The organism is Microbispora sp. NPDC049125, assembly GCF_040802045.1.
Taxonomy (GTDB): domain Bacteria; phylum Actinomycetota; class Actinomycetes; order Streptosporangiales; family Streptosporangiaceae; genus Microbispora.
In genome coordinates this window covers 61,025-81,376 of record NZ_JBEZDW010000019.1, presented here as the reverse complement: position 1 = coordinate 81,376, position 20,352 = coordinate 61,025, and the positions used below count along the sequence as shown (strand labels likewise).

General features: G+C 71.4%; 19 protein-coding genes. 1 reads left to right on the top strand and 18 read right to left on the bottom strand.

Annotation, left to right across the window (positions count from 1 at the left end):
* Nucleotides 1–82: 82 nt before the first annotated feature.
* The 18 genes from AB0B72_RS22430 to pgsA form a co-directional block, all read right to left on the bottom strand.
* Nucleotides 83–2,263, bottom strand: a complete 2,181-nt coding sequence (locus tag AB0B72_RS22430) for a bifunctional (p)ppGpp synthetase/guanosine-3',5'-bis(diphosphate) 3'-pyrophosphohydrolase (protein ID WP_367740827.1) — start codon at nt 2,261–2,263, stop codon at nt 83–85.
* Between the two features lie 288 nt (nt 2,264–2,551).
* Nucleotides 2,552–3,058 (bottom strand): adenine phosphoribosyltransferase, encoded by a 507-nt coding sequence (locus tag AB0B72_RS22425; RefSeq protein ID WP_367740826.1) that lies wholly within the window; start codon nt 3,056–3,058, stop codon nt 2,552–2,554.
* Nucleotides 3,059–3,254: 196 nt separating this feature from the next.
* Nucleotides 3,255–4,322, bottom strand: a complete 1,068-nt coding sequence (secF, locus tag AB0B72_RS22420; protein ID WP_367740825.1) for a protein translocase subunit SecF — start codon at nt 4,320–4,322, stop codon at nt 3,255–3,257.
* Complete coding sequence (secD, locus tag AB0B72_RS22415) at nt 4,322–6,118, bottom strand: protein translocase subunit SecD (RefSeq protein WP_367740824.1); 1,797 nt, start codon at nt 6,116–6,118, stop codon at nt 4,322–4,324. The genes secF and secD overlap by 1 nt, the downstream gene beginning before the upstream one ends.
* Nucleotides 6,119–6,160: 42 nt before the next feature.
* Nucleotides 6,161–6,511 carry a preprotein translocase subunit YajC gene (yajC, locus tag AB0B72_RS22410; RefSeq protein ID WP_367740823.1) on the bottom strand — a complete coding sequence of 117 codons (351 nt, stop codon included), beginning with the start codon at nt 6,509–6,511 and terminating at the stop codon, nt 6,161–6,163.
* Between the two features lie 216 nt (nt 6,512–6,727).
* Nucleotides 6,728–7,777, bottom strand: a complete 1,050-nt coding sequence (ruvB, locus tag AB0B72_RS22405) for a Holliday junction branch migration DNA helicase RuvB (protein WP_367740822.1) — start codon at nt 7,775–7,777, stop codon at nt 6,728–6,730.
* Nucleotides 7,778–7,831: 54 nt separating this feature from the next.
* Entirely contained in the window at nt 7,832–8,452 is a 621-nt protein-coding gene (gene ruvA / locus AB0B72_RS22400; protein WP_367740821.1) for a Holliday junction branch migration protein RuvA, read from the bottom strand.
* Nucleotides 8,449–9,048 (bottom strand): crossover junction endodeoxyribonuclease RuvC, encoded by a 600-nt coding sequence (ruvC, locus tag AB0B72_RS22395; protein ID WP_367740881.1) that lies wholly within the window; start codon nt 9,046–9,048, stop codon nt 8,449–8,451. The genes ruvA and ruvC overlap by 4 nt, the downstream gene beginning before the upstream one ends.
* 112 nt (nt 9,049–9,160) lie before the next feature.
* Entirely contained in the window at nt 9,161–10,411 is a 1,251-nt protein-coding gene (eis, locus tag AB0B72_RS22390; RefSeq protein WP_367740820.1) for an enhanced intracellular survival protein Eis, read from the bottom strand.
* A 48-nt stretch (nt 10,412–10,459) separates the two neighbouring features.
* Nucleotides 10,460–11,212: a YebC/PmpR family DNA-binding transcriptional regulator gene (locus AB0B72_RS22385; protein ID WP_367740819.1), complete on the bottom strand. Its 753-nt coding sequence runs from the start codon at nt 11,210–11,212 to the stop codon at nt 10,460–10,462.
* 3 nt (nt 11,213–11,215) lie between these two features.
* The gene (gene pdxT, locus AB0B72_RS22380) at nt 11,216–11,806 is read right to left on the bottom strand and encodes a pyridoxal 5'-phosphate synthase glutaminase subunit PdxT (protein WP_367740818.1); all 591 of its coding nucleotides are present in this window, start codon (nt 11,804–11,806) and stop codon (nt 11,216–11,218) included.
* Nucleotides 11,807–11,924: 118 nt separating this feature from the next.
* The gene (locus tag AB0B72_RS22375) at nt 11,925–12,350 is read right to left on the bottom strand and encodes a MarR family winged helix-turn-helix transcriptional regulator (RefSeq protein ID WP_367740817.1); all 426 of its coding nucleotides are present in this window, start codon (nt 12,348–12,350) and stop codon (nt 11,925–11,927) included.
* Between the two features lie 87 nt (nt 12,351–12,437).
* Nucleotides 12,438–13,352 (bottom strand): pyridoxal 5'-phosphate synthase lyase subunit PdxS, encoded by a 915-nt coding sequence (gene pdxS / locus AB0B72_RS22370; RefSeq protein ID WP_367740816.1) that lies wholly within the window; start codon nt 13,350–13,352, stop codon nt 12,438–12,440.
* 123 nt (nt 13,353–13,475) lie between these two features.
* The gene (locus AB0B72_RS22365; RefSeq protein ID WP_367740815.1) at nt 13,476–14,480 is read right to left on the bottom strand and encodes a DUF3048 domain-containing protein; all 1,005 of its coding nucleotides are present in this window, start codon (nt 14,478–14,480) and stop codon (nt 13,476–13,478) included.
* Nucleotides 14,481–14,609: 129 nt separating this feature from the next.
* On the bottom strand, nt 14,610–15,146 hold the full coding sequence (locus AB0B72_RS22360; protein ID WP_367740814.1) for a hypothetical protein: 537 nt from the start codon (nt 15,144–15,146) through the stop codon (nt 14,610–14,612).
* Complete coding sequence (locus AB0B72_RS22355) at nt 15,143–16,273, bottom strand: glycosyltransferase family 4 protein (protein WP_367740813.1); 1,131 nt, start codon at nt 16,271–16,273, stop codon at nt 15,143–15,145. The genes AB0B72_RS22360 and AB0B72_RS22355 overlap by 4 nt, the downstream gene beginning before the upstream one ends.
* Nucleotides 16,270–17,241: a phosphatidylinositol mannoside acyltransferase gene (locus AB0B72_RS22350; RefSeq protein ID WP_367740812.1), complete on the bottom strand. Its 972-nt coding sequence runs from the start codon at nt 17,239–17,241 to the stop codon at nt 16,270–16,272. The genes AB0B72_RS22355 and AB0B72_RS22350 overlap by 4 nt, the downstream gene beginning before the upstream one ends.
* The gene (pgsA, locus tag AB0B72_RS22345; protein WP_367740880.1) at nt 17,238–17,843 is read right to left on the bottom strand and encodes a phosphatidylinositol phosphate synthase; all 606 of its coding nucleotides are present in this window, start codon (nt 17,841–17,843) and stop codon (nt 17,238–17,240) included. The genes AB0B72_RS22350 and pgsA overlap by 4 nt, the downstream gene beginning before the upstream one ends.
* Nucleotides 17,844–18,111: 268 nt before the next feature.
* Here pgsA and AB0B72_RS22340 point away from each other — a divergent pair, with 268 nt between their 5' ends.
* Nucleotides 18,112–20,238: an elongation factor G-like protein EF-G2 gene (locus AB0B72_RS22340; protein WP_367740811.1), complete on the top strand. Its 2,127-nt coding sequence runs from the start codon at nt 18,112–18,114 to the stop codon at nt 20,236–20,238.
* Nucleotides 20,239–20,352: the final 114 nt, after the last annotated feature.

Below are 20,352 nucleotides of genomic sequence, written 5' to 3'. Positions count from 1 at the left end.
CGGCGCCTTCGCGGTCTCGCGGCACCCCGTTCCGGGGCTCCGCGAGATCCGCGAGATCCCAGAGACGATCAGGGCTGGGGCGTCAGTTGGTGACCCGGTAGACGTCGTAGACGCCCTGCACTCCCCGCACGGCCTTGAGGACGTGGCCGAGGTGCTTGGGGTCGCCCATCTCGAAGGTGAACTTGCTGACGGCCACCCGGTCCCTGGTCGTCGCGACCGACGCGGACAGGATGTTCACGTGCTGGTCGGACAGCGTGCGGGTGACGTCGGACAGCAGCCGCGGCCGGTCGAGCGCCTCGACCTGGATCGCGACGAGGAAGACCGAGTCGTCCTGGGGCGACCACGCCACCTGGACCATCCGGTCGGGCTGCGCGTTGAGCTGCTCGACGTTCGGGCAGTTCGTCCGGTGGACCGACACCCCGTGCCCGCGGGTGACGAACCCGACGATGTCGTCGCCGGGGACGGGGGTGCAGCAGCGCGACAGCCGTACCCAGACGTCGGGGTCGCCCGCCACCATGACGCCGGCGTTGGAGTTGGCCCGTGAGCGCCCGCTGAGCCGCGTGGGGACGGAGGCCTCGGCGATGTCCTCCTCCGCGCCCTCCACGCCTCCCAGGGCCTGCACGAGCTTCTGTACGACCGACTGGGCGGCCACGTGTCCCTCGCCCACCGCGGCGTACAGGGACGACACGTCGGGGTAGCGCAGGTCCCTGGCGAGGGCCAGCAGCGCCTCGCCCGACATCATGCGCTGCAGCGGCAGGCCCTGCTTGCGCATGGCCCGGCCGATGGCCTCCTTGCCCGCCTCGATCGCGGTCTCGCGGCGCTCCTTGGAGAACCACTGGCGGATCTTGTTGCGGGCCCGGCCGCTCTTGACGAACTTGAGCCAGTCGCGGGAGGGCCCGGCGTCCGGCGACTTGGAGGTGAAGATCTCCACCGTGTCGCCGTTGCCCAGGCGTGACTCGAGCGGGACGAGCCGGCCGTTCACCCGCGCGCCGATGCACCGGTGGCCGACCTCGGTGTGCACGGCGTACGCGAAGTCGACGGGCGTGGCGCCCTCGGGCAGCGCGATCACCTGGCCGCGCGGCGTGAAGACGAACACCTCCGACACCGACAGGTCGAAGCGCAGCGACTCCAGGAACTCCCCGGGGTCGGAGGTCTCCTTCTGCCAGTCGAGGAGCTGCCGCAGCCAGGCCATGTCGTTGGCCTGCTTCACCCTGCCCGTCGCCGAGCCGGCCGTCTCCTCCTTGTACTTCCAGTGGGCCGCGACGCCGTACTCGGCGCGGTTGTGCATCGCCCGGGTGCGGATCTGCAGCTCGATCGCCTTGCCCTCGGGGCCCATGACCGTCGTGTGCAGCGACTGGTACATGTTGAACTTGGGCATCGCGATGTAGTCCTTGAACCGGCCGGGCACCGGCTTCCACTGGGCGTGGATCGTTCCGAGCGCGGCGTAGCAGTCACGCACCGTGTCGACCAGCACCCGGATGCCCACCAGGTCGTAGATGTCGTCGAAGGCGACACCCTTGGCGATCATCTTCTGGTAGATCGAGTAGTAGTGCTTGGGCCGCCCGCGCACGGTCGCCTTGATCTTCGCCTCGCGCAGGTCGGCCGAGACCTTCTCGATCACCTCGTGCAGGAACAGGTCTCGCCGCGGCGCCCGCTCCGACACCATCCGCGCGATCTCGTCGTACCGCTTCGGGTAGAGCATGGCGAACGCGAGGTCCTCCAGCTCCCACTTGATGGTGTTCATGCCGAGCCGGTGGGCCAGCGGGGCGAAGATCTCCAGCGTCTCGCGGGACTTCTGCTGCCGCTTGTGCTCGGGCATGTAGCGCATCGTCCGCATGTTGTGCAGCCGGTCGGCCAGCTTGATCACCAGCACCCGGATGTCACGGGACATCGCGACGACCATCTTGCGCACGGTCTCCGCCTGCGCGGCGTCGCCGAACTTGACCTTGTCCAGCTTCGTGACGCCGTCGACGAGCAGCGCGATGTTGTCGCCGAAGTCGGCCCTCAGCTCGTCGAGGCTGTAGGCGGTGTCCTCCACCGTGTCGTGCAGCAGCGCCGCGCACAGGGTCTCGTCGTCGGTGCCCAGCTCGGCGAGGATCGTCGCCACGGCGAGCGGGTGCGTGATGTACGGATCGCCACTTTTACGCTTCTGATCGCGGTGGTGGTAGGCCGCCATGTCGTAGGCACGCTCGATGAGGCGCAGCTCCGCCTTCGGATGGGTCGCGCGGACCGTCTTGAAGAGCGGCTCAAGCACCGGATTCATAGCACCCCACTGCCCCCCGAAACGGGCGAGCCTCCGTCGCGTGGCCGACGCAGGTCTCTCCTCAGCGTCAGCCGTCGAGTCGGGCGCCGCGTCAGCGGGCACGTCGACGGGCTCGGGGGCTTCGTCGCGGGATTCACTCTCGCGATCAGCCCGCGCGCTGTCGGGGACGACCACATCACGGGGCACACAGACTCCTTACGTCGAGTCCAGATGGCTCAGTCTATCCGTGCCGCCACCGCGCTTTCGGCCGCGTACCCCCTGCCGGGTCCTCGCCCCCCGCGGGGGCGTTCAGACGCTGATCAGGGCGCGGACGTCGAGACCGGGCAGCCGGTCACGGCCGGAGAGGAAGGACAGCTCCATCAGGAAGGACACCGCGACGACGTGCGCGCCCGCCTCACTGACCAGCTCCACGGCCGCGCGGGCCGTACCGCCCGTGGCGAGCACGTCGTCCACGACCAGGACGCGCTCACCGGGGGTGAAGGCGTCGGCGTGCACCTCGATCGTCGCGGAGCCGTACTCGAGATCATAGGACGCCGCGAGCGTACTGGCAGGGAGTTTGCCCTTTTTGCGGACCGGCACGAAGCCCGCGCCGCTCCGGTACGCGACGGGGGCGGCCAGGATGAACCCCCGCGCCTCGATGCCGACGACCTTGTCGAACGTGAAGCCGTCGGACAGCTCCTCCACGACCTGGGCGAACGCGCCGTGATCGGCCAGCAGGGGGGTGATGTCCTTGAAGAGGATGCCCGGCTTGGGGTAGTCGGGGACATCCCGGATAAGCGCTGTCCAGTCAGTCACGACGCCCACCCTAGTGCCGCGCGGCCCGCTCACCCGCCGAGAGCCCGCGGCGACGGCCCCGGGGCCTCAGAAGGGCCTCAGGGGCTCACGAGGGCCTTGGAGGCCTGCCCCGGGCGGGCGGAGGGAGGCGCCGACGCGAAGAGGAGCGCCTCCCGGGCCCTTCACAGGCCGGGAGGCGCTCCCCTGATCGGTTCCGCTAGCGCTTCTTGCGCTTGTCCGCGGGCACCGCGCCGTTCTGGGACCCCGCGGAGACGGGCTCCTTCGCGGGACCGCCCGCGCTCTTGGCCGCGGACGCCTTGGCGGCGGAGGTCTGCCGGGCCGCCACCCGCCGGGCGAGCGCCTGCCACTGCGGCTCGCGCTCCTTGAGCGTCACCAGGATCGGCGTCGCCACGCACAGGGACGAGTACGTGCCGACGATCATTCCGACGAACAGCGCCAGCGACAGGTCCTTCAGCGTGCCGGCGCCGAGCACCGTGGTGCCGATGAACAGGATCGCCGCCACCGGCAGGATGGCGACCAGCGAGGTGTTCAGCGAACGGATCAGCGTGTGGCTGAGCGCGTTGTTGGCCGCCTCGGTGTAGGTCATCCTCGCGCTCGTGCCGAGCTTCCCGGTCACTTCCTTGATCATGTCGAAGACGACGACCGCGTCGTACAGCGAGTAACCGAGGATCGTGAGGAAGCCCAGCATCGTGGCCGGCGTCACCTCGAAGCCCGACCAGGCGTAGACGCCCGCCGTGATCACGAGGTCGTGCACCAGGGCGACGATGGCCGCCAGAGCCATCCGCCACTCGAACGCGACCGTCAGATAGAGCATGATCGCGATCATGAAGACCGCGAGCCCGACCCACGCCTTCTGGGCGACCTCGCCTCCCCAGGTGGCGCCGATGACCTGGGAGCTGACCTCGTTCCTGTCGATCCCGTACCGCTGGGAGATCGAGTCCTGGACCTTGGTCACCTCGGCGCCGCTGAGGCTCTCCGTGGTGACCCGCCAGTTCTTCTGCCCGGCCTGCTGCACGATGATCTGGTGCGCGCCGGCGTCGGCGACGGTCTGCCTGACCTGCTCCACGGTCGAGTTCGCCGTGCGGGCGAAGCCGAACACCGACCCGCCCTTGAACTCCACGCCCAGGTTCAGGCCCTGCTGCACGATCAGGCCCACGATGGAGATCGCCAGCAGGAAGGCCGACAGGCCGTACCAGATCTTGCGCTTGCCGACGAAGTCGATGTTGATGTCGCCGCGGTAGAGGCGGCTGATCAGGCCCGCCATCACGCCTCCTGCATGGTCTGCTCGGCGGGGCTCGTACGGCCCATGCGCTCCGCGTCGAGTCCGGACAACTTGTGGCCCTTGGCGAAGAACCTCATCCGCGCCACGAGGGACATCAGAGGCTTGGTGAACAGGAAGACCACCACGATGTCGATCAGGGTGGTCAGGCCCATGGCGAAGGCGAAGCCCGCCACGCCGCCGACCGCGAGGAAGAACAGCACGACCGCGGCGATGAACATGACGGCGTCGGCGACCAGGATGGTGCGCCGCGCCCTTCGCCAGGCGACCTCGACGGCCGACCGCAGCGTGCGGCGGCCCTCCTTGATCTCGTCGCGGATCCGTTCGAAGTAGACGATGAACGAGTCCGCCGTGATGCCGATCGAGACCACCAGGCCGATGATGTGCGGCAGCGAGAGCCGGAACCCGGCGTTGTGACTGAGGATCGCCACCGTCAGATAGGTGACGGTGGTCGCCACCACGAGGCTGGCCACACCCACGAGGCCCAGGCCGCGGTAGTACAGCAGCAGGTAGAGCACGACCACGAGCAGGCCGAGCGCGCCCGAGATGAGCCCGCCGCGCAACTGGTCCTGGCCGAGAGTCGAGGAGACCGACTCGACCGAGTCCGGCATGAACTTCAGCGGCAACGCGCCGTACTTGAGCTGGTCGGCCAGATCGTTCGCGGTCACCTGGGTGAAGCTGCCGGAGATCCGGGCGCTGCCGCCCGGGATGGCCTCCTCGATCGTCGGCGCGACGATGACGACGCCGTCCAGCACGTTGGCGAGCTGGTTGCGCGGCGCCGGCAGGCTGGTGATCCGCCGGGTGATGTCGGAGAACTGGCTGGCGCCCTTCGACTTGAAGTTGACCTGGACGATCCACTCACCGGTCGTCGGGTCGGTGCCCGCCTGCGCCCCGCTGATCTCGGTGCCCTGCACGGCGGCCTTGTCGAGGATGTAGCGGGCGCTGCCGTCGTCGCTGCAGGCGACGATCTGCTTGTTCGGGTCGTCCTGGACGCCCTGGCCCTTGTCCTTCTTCGTGCAGTCGATGTTCCGGAACTGGTCGAGCAGGGCCGGATCGATGCCCGAGGTGTCCTGACCGGCCAGCGGGTCGCCCGCGTCGGCGCTGGGAGCCGCCGACGGCGACGCGGCCCCTGAAGGCGACGGCGTGGCCCTGTTGCCCGCCTTGGCGCCGTTCTTGCGGGTCTTCGCGTGGCCGGCGGTGCTCGCGGTGGCCGACGGCGAGGGCGCGGTCAGCGCGGACGACAGGGCACGGCCCGCGGGCGTGCCGCTCGCGCTCGGAGCCGCACTGGCCGCCGCCGACGACGTGGCCGCCGGGCTGGTGCCGGCGCTGGGGGCGCCGCTCGGCGCACCGGAGCCGCCGGGAGTGGGAGCGGACGTCGGCATCTGAGCCGGCTGGTCCTTGGCGGCCGCGACCGCGAGGACCTGGCGCATGCGCAGCTCGGCGGTCTTGGAGATGAGCCCGAGCGCCTCCTCCCGGCCCGCGCCGGGGACGGAGATCACGATGTTGTTGTTGGCCCTGGCGACCTCCGCGTCCGAGATGCCGGTGCCGTTCACGCGCGCACGGATGATGGTGATGGCACGGTCGATGTTCTCGGACGGCGGAGCCTTCCCGCCCGGTGTGACCGGCGTGAGCGTCACCGTGGTGCCGCCCGCGAGGTCGAGGCCGAACTTGGGGACGAACGCCTTCTGGAAGAAGATCGTCGCGCCCATGGCGAGGATGAGTGCCAGGAGCAGCAGGAGCGTGCGTCCCGGCTTGCTCTGACTACTGGTCGGTGGGGCCACTGGAGGTCAGTTCTTTCGTCAAAGGATGTGTGATCAGCCTACTCAGGACTGCTTGGTGCTCGTATCGTCACCGTCCCCCGTGTCGTGACCATCGGTCAACGGGGTGTCGGCCTCCGGCTCCGAGTCCACGGGGGTCAGGACCCTGCCGATCGACGCCTTCACCCAGCGCGTCTCCACACCCGGCGCGAGCTCGAGCACGACGTCGTCGTCCTCGACGGCGGCCACGGTGGCGAACAGACCGGTGGTGGTCATCACCCTGGCACCCGGTGTCAGGGAGTTCTGCATCTGGAGCGCCTCCTGCTGCCGCTTGCGCTGCGGGCGGATCAGGAGGAAGTAGAAGACCACTACCAGCAAGATCAGGGGCAGGAACGTCCCGAGCGGGCTGTTACCCACGGGGGCCACCCTCTTCCATAACGTGTTGAACCGGCCAAAGCCGGAGGTCGTGTGCGCTTCATGCGCGGCCGCGCGTCGCTGAGCAGCGTAAGCGGCCAGTCAAGCCACGCAGTGTATGCGAGCCACTCGAAGCCCGGCAACGAACCCACGATCCGGCGCGCGGGAAAGTTCCGGTTTCGCCACCTTCGCAACCAATTCGTGATCGTTTGCGAAGGCTCACACCCCGTCGAAAAGGGTGGGAACGGCCTGGGCGCCGAAGGCGTCCGGTGGCGGCGTCAGGCCGAGATGCGCCCAGGCAGAGGCCGTGGCCACCCGGCCCCGGGGCGTGCGGGCCAGCAGTCCCTGCCTCACCAGGAACGGCTCGGCCACGACCTCCACCGTCTCGGGCTCCTCCCCCACCGCGACGGCCAGGGTGGACAGCCCGACCGGGCCGCCGCCGAACTTGCGCAGCAGCACGTTGAGCACCGCGCGGTCGAGCCGGTCGAGCCCCTCGGCGTCGACCTCGTACAGGTTGAGCGCGGCGGCCGCCACCTCATGGGTGATCACGCCCTCCGCCCGGACCTCGGCGAAGTCGCGGACCCGCCTGAGGAGGCGGTTCGCGATGCGAGGCGTGCCACGTGACCGGCGGGCGATCTCCTTGGCGCCCTCCTCGGGCAGGGCGACCGACAGCAGCCGCGCGGAGCGGTTGAGCACCTGCTCCAGCTCGGCCGCGTCGTAGAAGTCCATGTGCGCGGTGAAGCCGAAGCGGTCGCGCAGGGGCGCGGGCAGCAGGCCGGCCCGGGTGGTGGCGCCCACCAGCGTGAACGGGGCGATCTCCAGGGGGATGGCGGTGGCTCCCGGCCCCTTGCCGACGATGATGTCGACGCGGTAGTCCTCCATCGCGAGGTAGAGCATCTCCTCCGCCGGCCGGGCCATGCGGTGGATCTCGTCGATGAACAGGACCTCCCCGTCGGTGAGCGTGGACAGGATCGCGGCGAGGTCGCCGGCCCGCTCCAGCGCGGGGCCCGACGTCATGCGCAGCGGGGCGCCGAGCTCCGCTGCGATGATCATCGCGAGCGTCGTCTTGCCCAGCCCGGGGCCGCCGCTCATCAGCACGTGGTCGGGGGGCCGGTTGCGGCGCAGCGCGCTCTCCAGCACCAGCGAGAGCTGCTCGCGGACCCGCGCCTGGCCGATGAACTCGTCGAGGCGCTTGGGGCGCAGCGCGGCCTCGATGGCGCCCTCGTCGCCCTCGGGCTCAGGCGACACGAGATCACGCTCAATCGCCATGGACGCCCCCCACCGCCGGTGAAACTTTCACCGCGTCCAGGCGGCCCGCGCCCGTCATCGCACGCTCATCATGCGCAGCGCCGACTTCAGCAGCAGGGCCACCTGCGGCGCCCGGCCCGCCGCGATCTCCGCGTCGGCCTCCGGGGTGAGCGCGGCGACCGCCTCGTCGGCGTCCCTGGCCGAGTAGCCGAGCCCGACCAGCCCGGAGTGGACCTGGTCGCGCCAGACCGGCGCGGCGGCCGCGCCGTTGAGCGCGGCGTTGACCAGGCCGTCGGGCGTGCCGAGCTTGTCCTTCAGCTCCAGCACGATCCGCTGGGCGCCCTTCTGGCCGATGCCGGGGACCATGGTGAGCGCCTTGAGATCGGCGCTCGCCACCGCCACCCGCAGCGCGTTGGGCGTGTGCACGGCCAGCATGGCCAGCGCCAGGCGCGGCCCGACGCCGCTGGCCGTCTGCAGCAGCTCGAAGACCGTCCGCTCGTCGGCGGCGGCGAAGCCGTACAACGTGAGCGACTCCTCGCGCACCACCAGCGAGGTGGCCAGCCGGGCGGGCTCCCCCACGTGGAGGGTCGCCAGCGTCCCGGGGGTGCAGTGGACGAGCACGCCGACGCCGCCCACCTCGATCACCGCGCTGTCCGGCCCGACGGCCGCGACGTGCCCCGCCAAGGACGCGATCATCGATCACTCCCTCCCTCACGCGGACGCCTGGCGACAGTCCTACCAGAGCCGGCCGTCACTGCGCCGGGAAGCCCCGGAGCGGGCGGGCGCGCCCTGGCGACCGCCTCGGCCAGGCGGCTCTGGACGCCGCCGCGCCAGACGTGGCAGATCGCGAGCGCGAGGGCGTCGGCGGCATCCGCGGGCTTGGGCATGGCGTCCAGCCTCAGCAGCCGGGTCACCATCGCGCCGATCTGCTTCTTGTCGGCGTTGCCGTTGCCCGTGATCGCCGCTTTGACCTCGCTCGGGGTGTGCAGGGCGACCGGGAGGCCACGCCGCGCCGCGCACACGATCGCGACGGCCGAGGCCTGCGCGGTCCCCATGACCGTCCGCACGTTGTGCTGGGCGAAGACCCGCTCGACCGCCACCGCGTCCGGCTTCAGCTCGTCGAGCCACTGCTCAATCCCGGCCTCCACGGCCACCAGCCGCGCCCCGATGTCGTCGCCGGCGGGGGTGCGCACCACCCCGACGGCGACCAGGCTCAGCGGGGAGCCCGGACGGCCCTCCACGGCGCCGATGCCGCATCGGGTCAGCCCCGGGTCCACTCCCAGCACCCGCAGCTCGGGCAACCGCACCGGCACGCCTCCCTGGTCCCCACCGGCCCGGCGGCGCCGCGCCGCCGAACACCTGTTCGGCGGGCAACTCTACCGGGATCGGCGCCGCCGCGCGCCGTCAGAAGGAGTCGATCATGTACGCGTCGCACCGGAACGCCGAGTCAAGGGCCTCGTCGGCGTCCGGCGAGCCGCCCGTCAGCCGTCCCGCACGCCGCAGGGTGGCCGCCGGCACCCCGGCGAACAACGCCGACAGCGCGCCGATGGGCAGCCGGGTGACGTCGTCCCCCGTGATGTCCCCCGTGATGTCCCCCGTGATGTCCCCCGTGATGTCCCCCGTGATGTCCCCCGTGATGCCCCTCGCGATGTTCCCCGTGGCATCCGCCGGGGTGAGCGCGCCGGAGCCCGAGCCGACCCGCAGGCGCCAGGTGCCGGTGTTGGCCGAGCGCTGGGGGTCGTCGATCTCGATCAGCGTGTCCACGGACACCCCTGCCGGGAAGCCGCGCCGCTCCACGGCCCCGGGCGCGTCGATCAGGCGGAGCATCCACCGGGACTGCCTGAGGTGCTCCTTGGAGGAGCGCTCGCGCAGCAGCCACAGCATCGGATCGCCCGGCTCGACCGGCGCGTAGACGTGCCTGGCGATCGAGGAGGCGCTGCCGACGAGGGACCACAGGGCGCGGGCGGTGGCCTCCGAGCCGGCCACCAGGTTGTCGACCTCGATGTCGCCGTCGCTCCACCGGTAGATCACGAAGCCGTCGTCGGCCAGGTAGCAGAAGTCGTCGTCGTCGTCCAGCCAGAGCCGCCAGCTGCGCTCGTCCCAGCAGAGCGGGCCGGAGGCGCGCGTGGAGCCGTAGACGCGGCCGAGGAGCGCGATGAGCTCGGGCACGTCGTCTGGGCCCATCCTGCGCAGCTTGACCCCGCCGGACGGGCCGGCGAGCGTCCTGAGCTGCTCCGCCGGCAACGTCATCGTCGTATGTGCGCCGGCGTGCTCGTATCCCACGCTGCGGTACAGGGGCGAGGTGGCGGGGAAGAGCGCGGAGACGACGTGGCCGAGGTCGGCGCAGCGGTCGACCGTCGCACGCATGACGGCGCGGCCGACGCCCCGGCCGCGGTCCTCCGGGGCGACGGTCACGCTGGCGACGCCTCCCATGGACATCGGGCGCCCGTGCCACCACTGGACGTTCGGGTTCACCCGGGCCGTGCCGATCAGCCTCGGCCCGTCGAACGCCCCCAGGTAGCGTCCCTCGGCCAGCATCGGGGTGACCAGCGCGCGCCAGGTCTCGGCGTCGCCCGGCGAGATCGGCCCGAAGGCGCGCGTACGGATGTCCAGCACGGCGTCCAGGTCACCGGCCGCCAGATCGCGAATCTCCACAACCGGCAAAGGTATGCCGCCGCGCCGTGGCGGCGCGAACGGTTTTCCCTAGGCGTCGAGCTTCTCCAGGACCTCGTCGCTGACGTCGAAGTTGGCCCAGACGTTCTGCACGTCGTCGCTGTCCTCCAGCGCGTCGATGAGGCGGAACACCTTGCGGGCGCCCTCCTCGTCGAGCGGGACGCTCATGGTCGGCATGAAGCTCGCCTCGGCCGACTCGTAGTCGATCCCGGCCTCCTGCAGAGCCTTGCGCACGCCGATCAGGTCGGAGGCCTCGGAGACGACCTCGAAGTTGTCGCCGAGGTCGTTGACCTCCTCGGCGCCGGCCTCGAGGACGGCCATGAGCACGTCGTCCTCGCTGAGAGCGCCCTTGGGGACGAGCACGACGCCCTTGCGGTTGAACATGTACGACACCGAGCCCGGGTCGGCCAGCGATCCGCCGTTGCGGGTGAGCGCGACGCGGACCTCGGAGGCCGCGCGGTTGCGGTTGTCGGTGAGGCACTCGATCAGCACGGCGACGCCGCCGGGGGCGTACCCCTCGTACATGATCGTCTGCCAGTCGGCGCCGCCGGCCTCGAGGCCGCCGCCCCGCTTGCGGGCCCGCTCGATGTTGTCGATGGGCACGGAGTTCTTCCGCGCCTTGGTGATGGCGTCGAACAGGGTCGGGTTGCCCTCAGGATCGGGGCCGCCGGTCCTGGCCGCGACCTCGATGTTCTTGATGAGCTTGGCGAACAGCTTGCCCCGCTTGGAGTCGAGCGCCGCCTTCTTGTGCTTCGTCGTCGCCCATTTCGAGTGGCCGGACATCGCCTAGAGCTCCCTCACCATTTCGACGAAATAGGAATGAACCCGCGAGTCCCCGGTCAGCTCCGGGTGGAAGGACGTCGCGAGCAGAGGTCCCTGCCGGACCGCGACGATCCTATCCCCAGGTTCGGTTCTGCCCAGCACGTCGACGCCCGCGCCCACCGACTCGACCCAGGGCGCTCGGATGAACACGGCCCTCAGCGCGCCGCGGCCGGCGAAGTCGAGGTCCGCCTCGAACGAGTCGACCTGGCGGCCGAAGGCGTTACGGCGGACCACCATGTCGATGCCGCCGAGCGTCTGCTGGCCCTCGACGCCGCCCTCGATGCGATCCGCCAGCATGATCATGCCGGCGCAGGAACCGAACGCGGGCATGCCTGCCTTTATCCGCATTCGCAGTGGTTCGAGCAGGTCGAACGCGGCGGCGAGCTTGCCGATCGTGGTGGACTCCCCGCCGGGGACGATCAGGGCGTCGACGGCGTCGAGCTCCTCCTGGCGGCGGACGGTCGTCGCGGCGGCGCCCGACGACTCCAGGGCGCGGAGGTGCTCGCGCACGTCGCCCTGCAGGGCGAGCACGCCGACCTTCGGCGCAGCGGTCACGGGGGTTCCCTTCGTACAGTGGCCGATCCAGCGTATGGCGGCGGGACGCGGCCTCCCAACTCGGTGGTCAGGCCCGGCGCCGGCGCCCGGGCCGCGCTACGGCCGTCACGGCCGCCCGTCAGGCGCGGCCCAGCTTCGCGAGGGCCGGGAGGGCCACGGCGATCGCCTCACGCTCCTCGGGGGTGAGGGCGTCCAGCCGCCGGGCGAGATAGGCGAGCCTGGCCTGCCGTACGGCACGCAGGCGCGTCTTCCCCTCGCCGGTCAGCTCGACCGTGCGGACCCGGGCGTCGGAGGCGTCGGAGCCCCGGGCGACCAGCCCGGCCTCCTCCAGCCGGTTGATCTGCACGGTCATCGTGGGCAGCTGGACCCCGTGTTCCTCGGCGAGCTCGGTCATCCGGCGCGGCCTGCCCTCCAGGGAGCCGAGCACGGAGTACTGCTGCGACGTGACGGGCTGGCCCGCCGTCGTACGGCGCAGCAGCATCACCAGGTGGCGCAGCTCGCGGGACAGGCTCTCCGCGAGCCGTCCGGGGTCGTCAGCGGACATGAGGGGCGCTCCTCCTTGGCCGGTCCGGCCGACCGGCCACGGCGGGGCGGCGCCCCGGATGGGGGCCGCCCGCCGGGACGGGCGGTTCTACCAGCCGCGTTCGGCCAGGCGGTGGGGGGCGGGGATCTCGTCCACGTTGATCCCGACCATGGCCTCGCCCAGGCCGCGGGAGACCTTCGCGATCACATCGGGGTCGTCGTAGAAGGTGGTGGCCTTGACGATCGCCGCGGCGCGGCGGGCCGGGTCGCCGGACTTGAAGATGCCCGAGCCGACGAAGACCCCCTCGGCGCCCAGCTGCATCATCATCGCCGCGTCGGCCGGGGTGGCGATGCCGCCGGCGGTGAACAGCACCACCGGGAGCTTGCCCGTCCGCGCCACCTCGGCGACCAGCTCGTACGGCGCCTGCAGCTCCTTGGCCGCGACGAACAGCTCGTCCTCCGGAAGGGAGGTGAGCCGCTTGATCTCGCCGCGGATGCGCCGCATGTGGGTGCAGGCGTTGGAGACGTCGCCGGTGCCGGCCTCGCCCTTGGAACGGATCATGGCGGCGCCCTCGGCCAGGCGGCGCAGGGCCTCGCCCAGGTTGGTCGCGCCGCACACGAAGGGCACGGTGAACTGCCACTTGTCGATGTGGTGCGCGTAGTCGGCCGGGGTGAGGACCTCGGACTCGTCGATGTAGTCGACCCCCAGCGCCTGGAGCACCTGGGCCTCGACGAAGTGGCCGATCCTGGCCTTGGCCATGACGGGGATCGAGACGGCGTTGACGATGCCGTCGATCATGTCGGGGTCGCTCATCCTGGATACGCCGCCCTGGGCGCGGATGTCGGCCGGGACGCGCTCGAGCGCCATGACGGCGACGGCTCCGGCGTCCTCGGCGATCTTGGCCTGCTCCGGGGTGACGACGTCCATGATCACCCCGCCCTTCAGCATCTCGGCCATCCCGCGCTTCACGCGGGCGGTGCCGACGGCTGCGGTCTCGTTGACTTCGGGGACGCTGCTGGACACGGTGCTACCTCACGACGGCGGGGCCTACGGATTCCCTTCCATCGTAGGTCCTGGCCGGTCCCTCCCCTGACGTACCACTATGTCAGGGGAGATCAGCCTTTTTGTCCATAGTGGCCGACAGGGTCACGGCGAGACGGGCTTCTTGGAGGCGAGGACCACCCAGACCTGGCCCCGCGCGAACGGCATGGGCTTGCCGTCGGCGGTGGTGTAGGTGGTGCCCTCCTTCTCGGAGGGGCGCGACCACTTCACCCGGTACGCCTGCCCGTCCCTGAGGACGACGCCGGTGCCCTTGCCGACGCTGTGGACGAGCGGCGTGTAGCTCTGGTGGAAGTCGTGGAACTGCGACCTGTCGGTCTTCACCCACTGGATCACGATCGTGGGCGCGCCCTGCTGGCCGCCCTCGGCCGCCATGTCCTTGGCTCCGTCCTGCGTGACGAGCCAGCGCTTCTGCGCCCCCGACCAGGTGAACGAGAAGCGGGCGGCCGGGTAGCGGACGTTGACGGCCTTCTGGGGCACGCCCCCGGCCGGCGGCTGGTCGGAGAAGACGAACCCCACGTCGGCCGCCTTGCTCGCCTGCGGCGCCCGGGCCAGCAGCTTGCGCGGGGCCCCGAACAGGTTGTACGGCGCCACACGGCCGGGAACCCGGCTGTACGCGTTCGGCGCGCTGCTGTCGGACACGTCGAACAGCGACGCCTGCTGGACGAACGGGATCATCTTGGTCTGCACGCCCGAGTACGCCAGGGCGGGCTTGCCGAACTGCGGGAGGATGTGCAGGTCGGAGATCCGCGCGCTGCGGACGGGGCCGACCTGGGCGGGCAGTTTCGAGGAGAAGATCGCCATGAGCCGGGTCAGCCCGCCCTCGACCTGCTCGACGTAGACGATGTCGGCGCTGCGCAGGCCCATCTGCGGCTTGCCCGCCGAGGTGTTCTCGATCTTCACGGCCAGCACCGGCCTGCGGGCTGCGGTCGGGCGGCCCGTGAAGGGATGCTCCGGCGGCGGGGACGGCGAGGCGGAGGCCCCGGCGGTGGCGCCCTGGGGCTGCTTGCCCGGCGGGTCGTCGCCCGAGGAGCACGCGGCCCCCGACAGGACGACCGCCGTGGCCAGCGTGAAGCCGATCACTGCCCGCACCGCACAGCTCCTCCCGTGGAGAGCCCCATGACCAGGCACGATACGCCCGGCCTCGCCGGCCCACTCCATGAAACGGCATGAGCTTACCGGCCGACGACCCGGCATCCCGCACGAACAGGGCAGAAGGGACTAACCGGCGGCCATCGACTCCGGCGGGGCGTCGTCGATCTCGAAGAACTGGGGGAAGTCGGTGTGCCCGGCCAGCCGCAGCGTGCGCGCCAGCCAGCGGCGCTGCGCCCTGCGGGTGACCGCGACGCAGTTGTTGAAGAAGCGGCGGGAGTAGACGACCTTGGCGACGGCCGTGTCCAGCTCAAGCAGCAGCGCGCTGCCCGCGGGGTGCTCGGTGAGCTTCTCGGGGAACCGCTCCTGGTCCACCACCACGCGCAGCGCCTTGGACAGGTCGCTTTCCGCGTGCTCACGCTCGTCCGGCCCGGCCGTACGGGCCTCGTGGGCCGCCGCGGCGAGCACCAGCGAGGTGGCCGGGTCGAGGATCCGCGACCCGGCGAGCTCCAGGCAGACGGCGGCGCGGCGCAGCAGCGCGGCGTCCAGCGCGGCCTGGGCGGTCTCCAGGCGGATGTGCAGGCGGTCGAGTCGCCCGGCCCGCCAGGAGACGTAGACGGCGGCGAGCACGATGAGCACGCCCGCCACGAGGATCAGGGTGGTCACGAGACGTCCTCCACGACTCCGGCGGTGGCATGGGTGACGGTCTCGTAGACGCGCAGCACCTCGCGGGCGACGGTCGACCAGTCGTACCTGCGCACCGCCTGGCGCGCCTCGTCCGAGAGCTTGGCGCGGCGCCCGGGGTCGTCGAGCAGCCGGGCGACCTCCCTGGCCAGTGCCGCCGGGTCGCCGGTCGCGAACAGCGCGCCCGCCTGCCCGTCGCCGAGCACCCGGCGGAACGCGGGGATGTCGCTGGCGAGGATCGGCGCCCCCGCCGACATGGCCTCGGTCAGCACGATGCCGAAGCTCTCCCCGCCCAGGTTGGGCGCGCAGAAGACGTCGACCGAGTGGTAGGCGCGGACCTTGTCGGCCTCGCTCACCAGGCCGAGCAGCCCCACCCGGTCCCGGTACGCCGCGGGCACCCGTTCCAGCACGTCGTCGGGGTCGCCGGGGCCCGCCACGAGCAGCCGGAGGCCGGGCCGCTCGGGCGCGAGCGCCGCGAAGGCGTCCAGCAGCACCGGCAGCCCCTTGCGCGGCTCGTCCATCCGGCCCAGGAAGCCGATGACGCCGCCGTCGGGCCCCCACCCGGGGAGCGGCTCCGCCTCGGCGTACCTGCTGACGGTCACGCCGTTCGGGATCAGCACGGCGTCGCCGCCGAGGTGCTCGACCAGCGTCTTGCGGGCGGCGTCGGAGACCGCGATCCTGCCGGTGATCTTCTCCAGGGCGCTCTGCAGCATCGGCGCCGCCACCGACATCGCGCGCGAGCGCTCGTAGGAGGCGTGGAAGGTCGCCACGATGGGCCCGCGGGCGACCCAGCAGGCCAGCACGCCGAGGGACGGCACGCCAGGCTCGTGCACGTGCAGCACGTCGAAGGCGCCCTCCCTGATCCACTTGCGCACCCGGTTGGCGGACAGGAAGCCGAACGCCAGCCGGGCCACCGACCCGTTGTACGGCACCGGCACCGCCCGGCCCGCCGAGGTCACGTACGGCGGGAGCCGGGCGTCGTCCGAGGCGGGGGTGATCACGGAGACCGTGTGCCCGTCGGCGATGAGCGCCTCGGCGAGGTCGCGGATGTGGGCCTGGACGCCCCCCGGCACCTCCCAGGTGTAGGGGCAGACGATGCCGATCTTCACGCCGCCGCCCCTCCCGGGCGGGGCTCCAGGTCGTCGAGCCAGAGGCGCTGGAGCATGTGCCAGTCCTCCGGGTGCTCGGCGATGCCCTTCTCGAAGACGGCCGCCACGCTCTGGGTCATCGCGGCGGCCTTCTCCTGCCTGGTCCCCTCGGCCGGCACCGGGATCTCGTCGTACACGCGGATCGCCCAGCCGTCGCCCTCGAACCACAGGACGGCGGCGAGCAGGGGCGCGCCGGTCCTGATGGCCAGCAGCGCGGGCCCGGCGGCCATGCGGGTCCTGGCGCCGAAGAAGTCGACCTCGATGCCGGTGGAGGTCAGGTCACGCTCGGCGGGCAGGCAGACCGGGCGGCCCTCCCGCAGCCGCTTGGCGAGCGTGCCGAACGCCATCGCGCTGCCGCCGCCCTTGGCCGTGAGCGGCAGGACCTCCATGCCGAGCCCCTCGCGGTAGGCGGCGAACCGCTCGTACAGCGACTCGGGCCGCAGCCGCTCGGCCACGGTGGTGAAGGGGTAGCCCATGTGCACCAGCCAGGCGCCGGCCAGGTCCCAGTTGCCCATGTGGGGCAGCGCGATCACCGCTCCCCTGCCCCGGTCGACGTTGTCGAAGATGTTCTCGCCGCCGGTCATGCGGGTGCCCGCGAGGATGCGCTCCCGGCTCATCCCCGGCAGGCGGAACCACTCCATCCAGTAGCGGAAGTAGGAGCGCATCCCGGCGCGGCTGAGCTCGCGCACGGCCGGGCCTCCCGGGTCCTTGCCCACCACCCGGGCGAGGTTGGACTCCAGCCGCAGCACCCGCTTGCCGCGCCTGCGCCACAGGACGTCGGCGAGCACGCGGAAGGACCAGGCCGCGGCCCGCTCCGGCATGTAGCGGACGATCGTCCAGCCCAGCAAGAACGTGGCCGCCACGAGACGGTCGGCGAGGGGCACGCGGGGGTGCGGCCGCCGCCCCGGGGGGCCGGCCTGGCGAGTCATCTGACCACCGCCTGTCGGTAGACGTGAACCATCCTTTGGACGACCGTGACGGCGCTGGCGGCCGCCAGCAGCCACAGCCCGGCCGGGAGGACGTACGGCACGCCGAGCCCGGACAGGAAGGCCACGACGAGCACCACCGCGATCCGCTCCCCCCGCTCGGCGATGCCGACGTTCGCGGTCATGCCCAGACCCTCCGCGCGCGCCTTGGCGTAGGAGACCAATGCTCCCGCGACGAGGCAGAACAGCGCGACGCCCGCGAGAAGGATCTCCGGCTCGTCCTTGAGGACGAAGTAGCCGATCAGCCCGGAGAAGATCGCGGCGTCGCTGAGCCGGTCGAGCGTCGAGTCCAGGAACGCCCCCCACGTGCTCCCCTTGCCCGTCATGCGGGCGAGCACGCCGTCCAGGAGGTCGGCGAGGACGAAGACGGTGATGACCAGGCTTCCGAGGGTGAGACGGCCCGTGGGATAGAAGGCGAGCGCCGAGACCGCCACCCCCAGGGTGCCGATCATGGTGATCACATCAGGGGAGACCCCAAGGCGGGCGAGGGCCCGGCTGAGGGGGGTCATGACTCTGGTGACGGCGGGGCGCAGGACGTTCAGCATCGCCGTCCGATCGTAGGCCATGAACAGCCGCCGCAGCCCGCAAGCACATTCCGCCGAAAAGTCTTGTGATATGCGCCACATGGGTAAAGGGTGAAGAACACGCGCCTGTACGGCCGCGAGGAGACGGCGTGGAGGTGAACACCACGCCGGCCCACCCCGCGGAGTCCGCGACGGCGGGCCCACGGGCGCGGGCAGCGACGGCGGCAGCGGCCGGCGCGGGGCGCGTGCCACGCGCCCATCCCGACCGCTCAGAGATTCGGGAGGCGATGTGGCCGAGAGATCAACCGGCGCGACAACAGGGGCCGCGGGCAGGGCACCCTTGGCCGATCGGCCGGACATGGTGCGCAATGTCGTGCTGGTCGGCCATTCCGGTGCCGGCAAGACAACACTGGTGGAGGCACTGCTCACCGAGACGGGCACCGTCCAGCGGGCGGGCCGCGTCGAGGACGGCACCACCGTCAGCGACTTCGACGAGGTCGAGGTGCGCCAGCAGCGCTCCGTGAACCTGTCGGTCGCCCCCGTCCTGCACAACGGGATCAAGATCAACCTCCTGGACACCCCGGGGTACGCGGACTTCGTCGGCGACCTGCGCGCCGGGCTGCGCGCGGCCGACGCGGCGCTGTTCGTCGTCTCGGCCGCCGAGGGCGTCGACGGCCTGACGCGGATGCTGTGGGACGAGTGCTCCGTCGTCGGCATGCCGCGCGCCGTGGTCATCACGAAGATCGACCACCAGCGGGCGAACTTCGACGAGGTCCTCGCCACCTGTCAGGACGCGTTCGGCGAAGGCGTCGCGCCCCTCTATCTTCCCGCGGGCGGCACGGGCCTGCTCGGCCTGCTGTCCCAGCGGTTCTTCGACTACGGGAGCGGCTCGCGGGCCGAGCGGGAGCCCGATCCCGACCAGGTCGCGCTGATCGAGCAGTACCGCGGCGACCTCATCGAGGGGATCATCCAGGAGAGCGAGGACGAGTCCCTCATGGACCGTTACCTCGCCGGGGAGCAGATCGACGCCAAGGTCCTCATCGACGACCTGGAGAAGGCCGTCGCCCGGGGCAGCTTCTATCCCGTGCTGGCGGCGGCGCCCGGGGTCGGCATGCTGGAGATCCTGGAGGTCGTCACCCAGGGCTTCCCGTCGCCGCTGGAGCACCCGCTGCCGCAGATCACGACGATCGACGGCAAGCCGGTCACGCGGGTCTCCGCCGACCCGGACGGCCCGCTGGTGGCCGAGGTCGTCAAGACCACGAGCGATCCGTACGTCGGCCGGATCAGCCTGGTCCGGGTCTTCTCCGGCACGCTGCGGCCGGACATGACCGTCCACGTCTCGGGGCACGGCCTGGCCGATCGGGGCCATGAGGACCACGACGTCGACGAACGGGTGGGCACGCTGTCCTCTCCGCTCGGCAAGCACCAGCGGACGGTGGGCAAGTGCGTGGCGGGCGACATCTGCGCCGTGGCGAAGCTGTCGCGCACCGAGACCGGGGACACCCTGTCCGACAAGGACGACCCGCTGCTGATGACCGCCTGGGCCATGCCGGAGCCGCTGCTGCCGGTCGCGATCACGGCGAAGTCCAAGGCCGACGAGGACAAGCTCAGCCAGGCCCTGGGACGCCTGGTCGCCGAGGACCCGACGCTGCGGCTGGAGAACAACGCCGAGACCCGCCAGCTCGTGCTGTGGTGCATGGGCGAGGCCCACGCCGACGTCCTGCTGGACCGGCTGGCCAAGCGGCACGGCGTCGAGGTCGAGAAGACGGAGCTGCGGGTCCCGCTGCGGGAGACCTTCGGCGGCAGGGCCCAGGGCACCGGCCGCAACGTCAAGCAGACCGGCGGCCACGGGCAGTACGCCATCTGCCACATCGAGGTCGAGCCGTTGCCGTCCGGCAGCGGTCTGGAGTTCGTCGACAAGATCGTGGGAGGCGTGGTCCCCCGGCAGTTCATCCCGTCGGTCGAGAAGGGCGTCCGGGCGCAGATGGAGCGGGGGGTCGTCGCGGGGTACCCGGTCGTCGACATCCGGGTGACGCTCTACGACGGCAAGGCGCACTCGGTCGACTCGTCCGACATGGCGTTCCAGATCGCCGGGCAGCTCGCGCTCAAGGACGCCGCCGCCAAGGTGGCCGCGTCGCTGCTGGAGCCGGTGTGCGAGGTGTCGGTGCTCGTCTCCGACGACTACGTCGGGGCCGTGATGTCCGACCTGTCCTCGCGCCGCGGCCGGGTGCTCGGGACCGAGCCCGTCGGCACGGGCCGCACGCTGGTGCGGGCCGAGGCTCCGGAGCTGGAGATGACCCGGTACGCCATCGACCTCCGCTCGCTTTCACATGGAACGGGCACGTTCACCCGGAGTTTCCTCCGGTACGAGCCGCTCCCGTCCCATCTCGCCGACAAGCTGGCCGCCGCCGAATGAACCAGCCGGCGGCCTGACCTGGGAGTTCGCCGGGCGGCCGGGGTTTCGCGCCTCAGCCGTCCGGGGAGCCACATGAGGTGCGCGGGTCACCTTTGACATCAGGAGACGATTTCT

Coding starts and splice junctions, on each gene's coding strand:
- AB0B72_RS22375 (WP_367740817.1), bottom strand. CDS start 12,350: ATGTCCGCTGACGACCCCGGACGGCTCGCGGAGAGCCTGTCCCGCGAG.
- secF (WP_367740825.1), bottom strand. CDS start 4,322: ATGGCGGGCCTGATCAGCCGCCTCTACCGCGGCGACATCAACATCGAC.
- ruvA (WP_367740821.1), bottom strand. CDS start 8,452: ATGATCGCGTCCTTGGCGGGGCACGTCGCGGCCGTCGGGCCGGACAGC.
- AB0B72_RS22430 (WP_367740827.1), bottom strand. CDS start 2,263: ATGAATCCGGTGCTTGAGCCGCTCTTCAAGACGGTCCGCGCGACCCAT.
- AB0B72_RS22350 (WP_367740812.1), bottom strand. CDS start 17,241: ATGACTCGCCAGGCCGGCCCCCCGGGGCGGCGGCCGCACCCCCGCGTG.
- pgsA (WP_367740880.1), bottom strand. CDS start 17,843: ATGCTGAACGTCCTGCGCCCCGCCGTCACCAGAGTCATGACCCCCCTC.
- ruvB (WP_367740822.1), bottom strand. CDS start 7,777: ATGGCGATTGAGCGTGATCTCGTGTCGCCTGAGCCCGAGGGCGACGAG.
- AB0B72_RS22385 (WP_367740819.1), bottom strand. CDS start 11,212: ATGTCCGGCCACTCGAAATGGGCGACGACGAAGCACAAGAAGGCGGCG.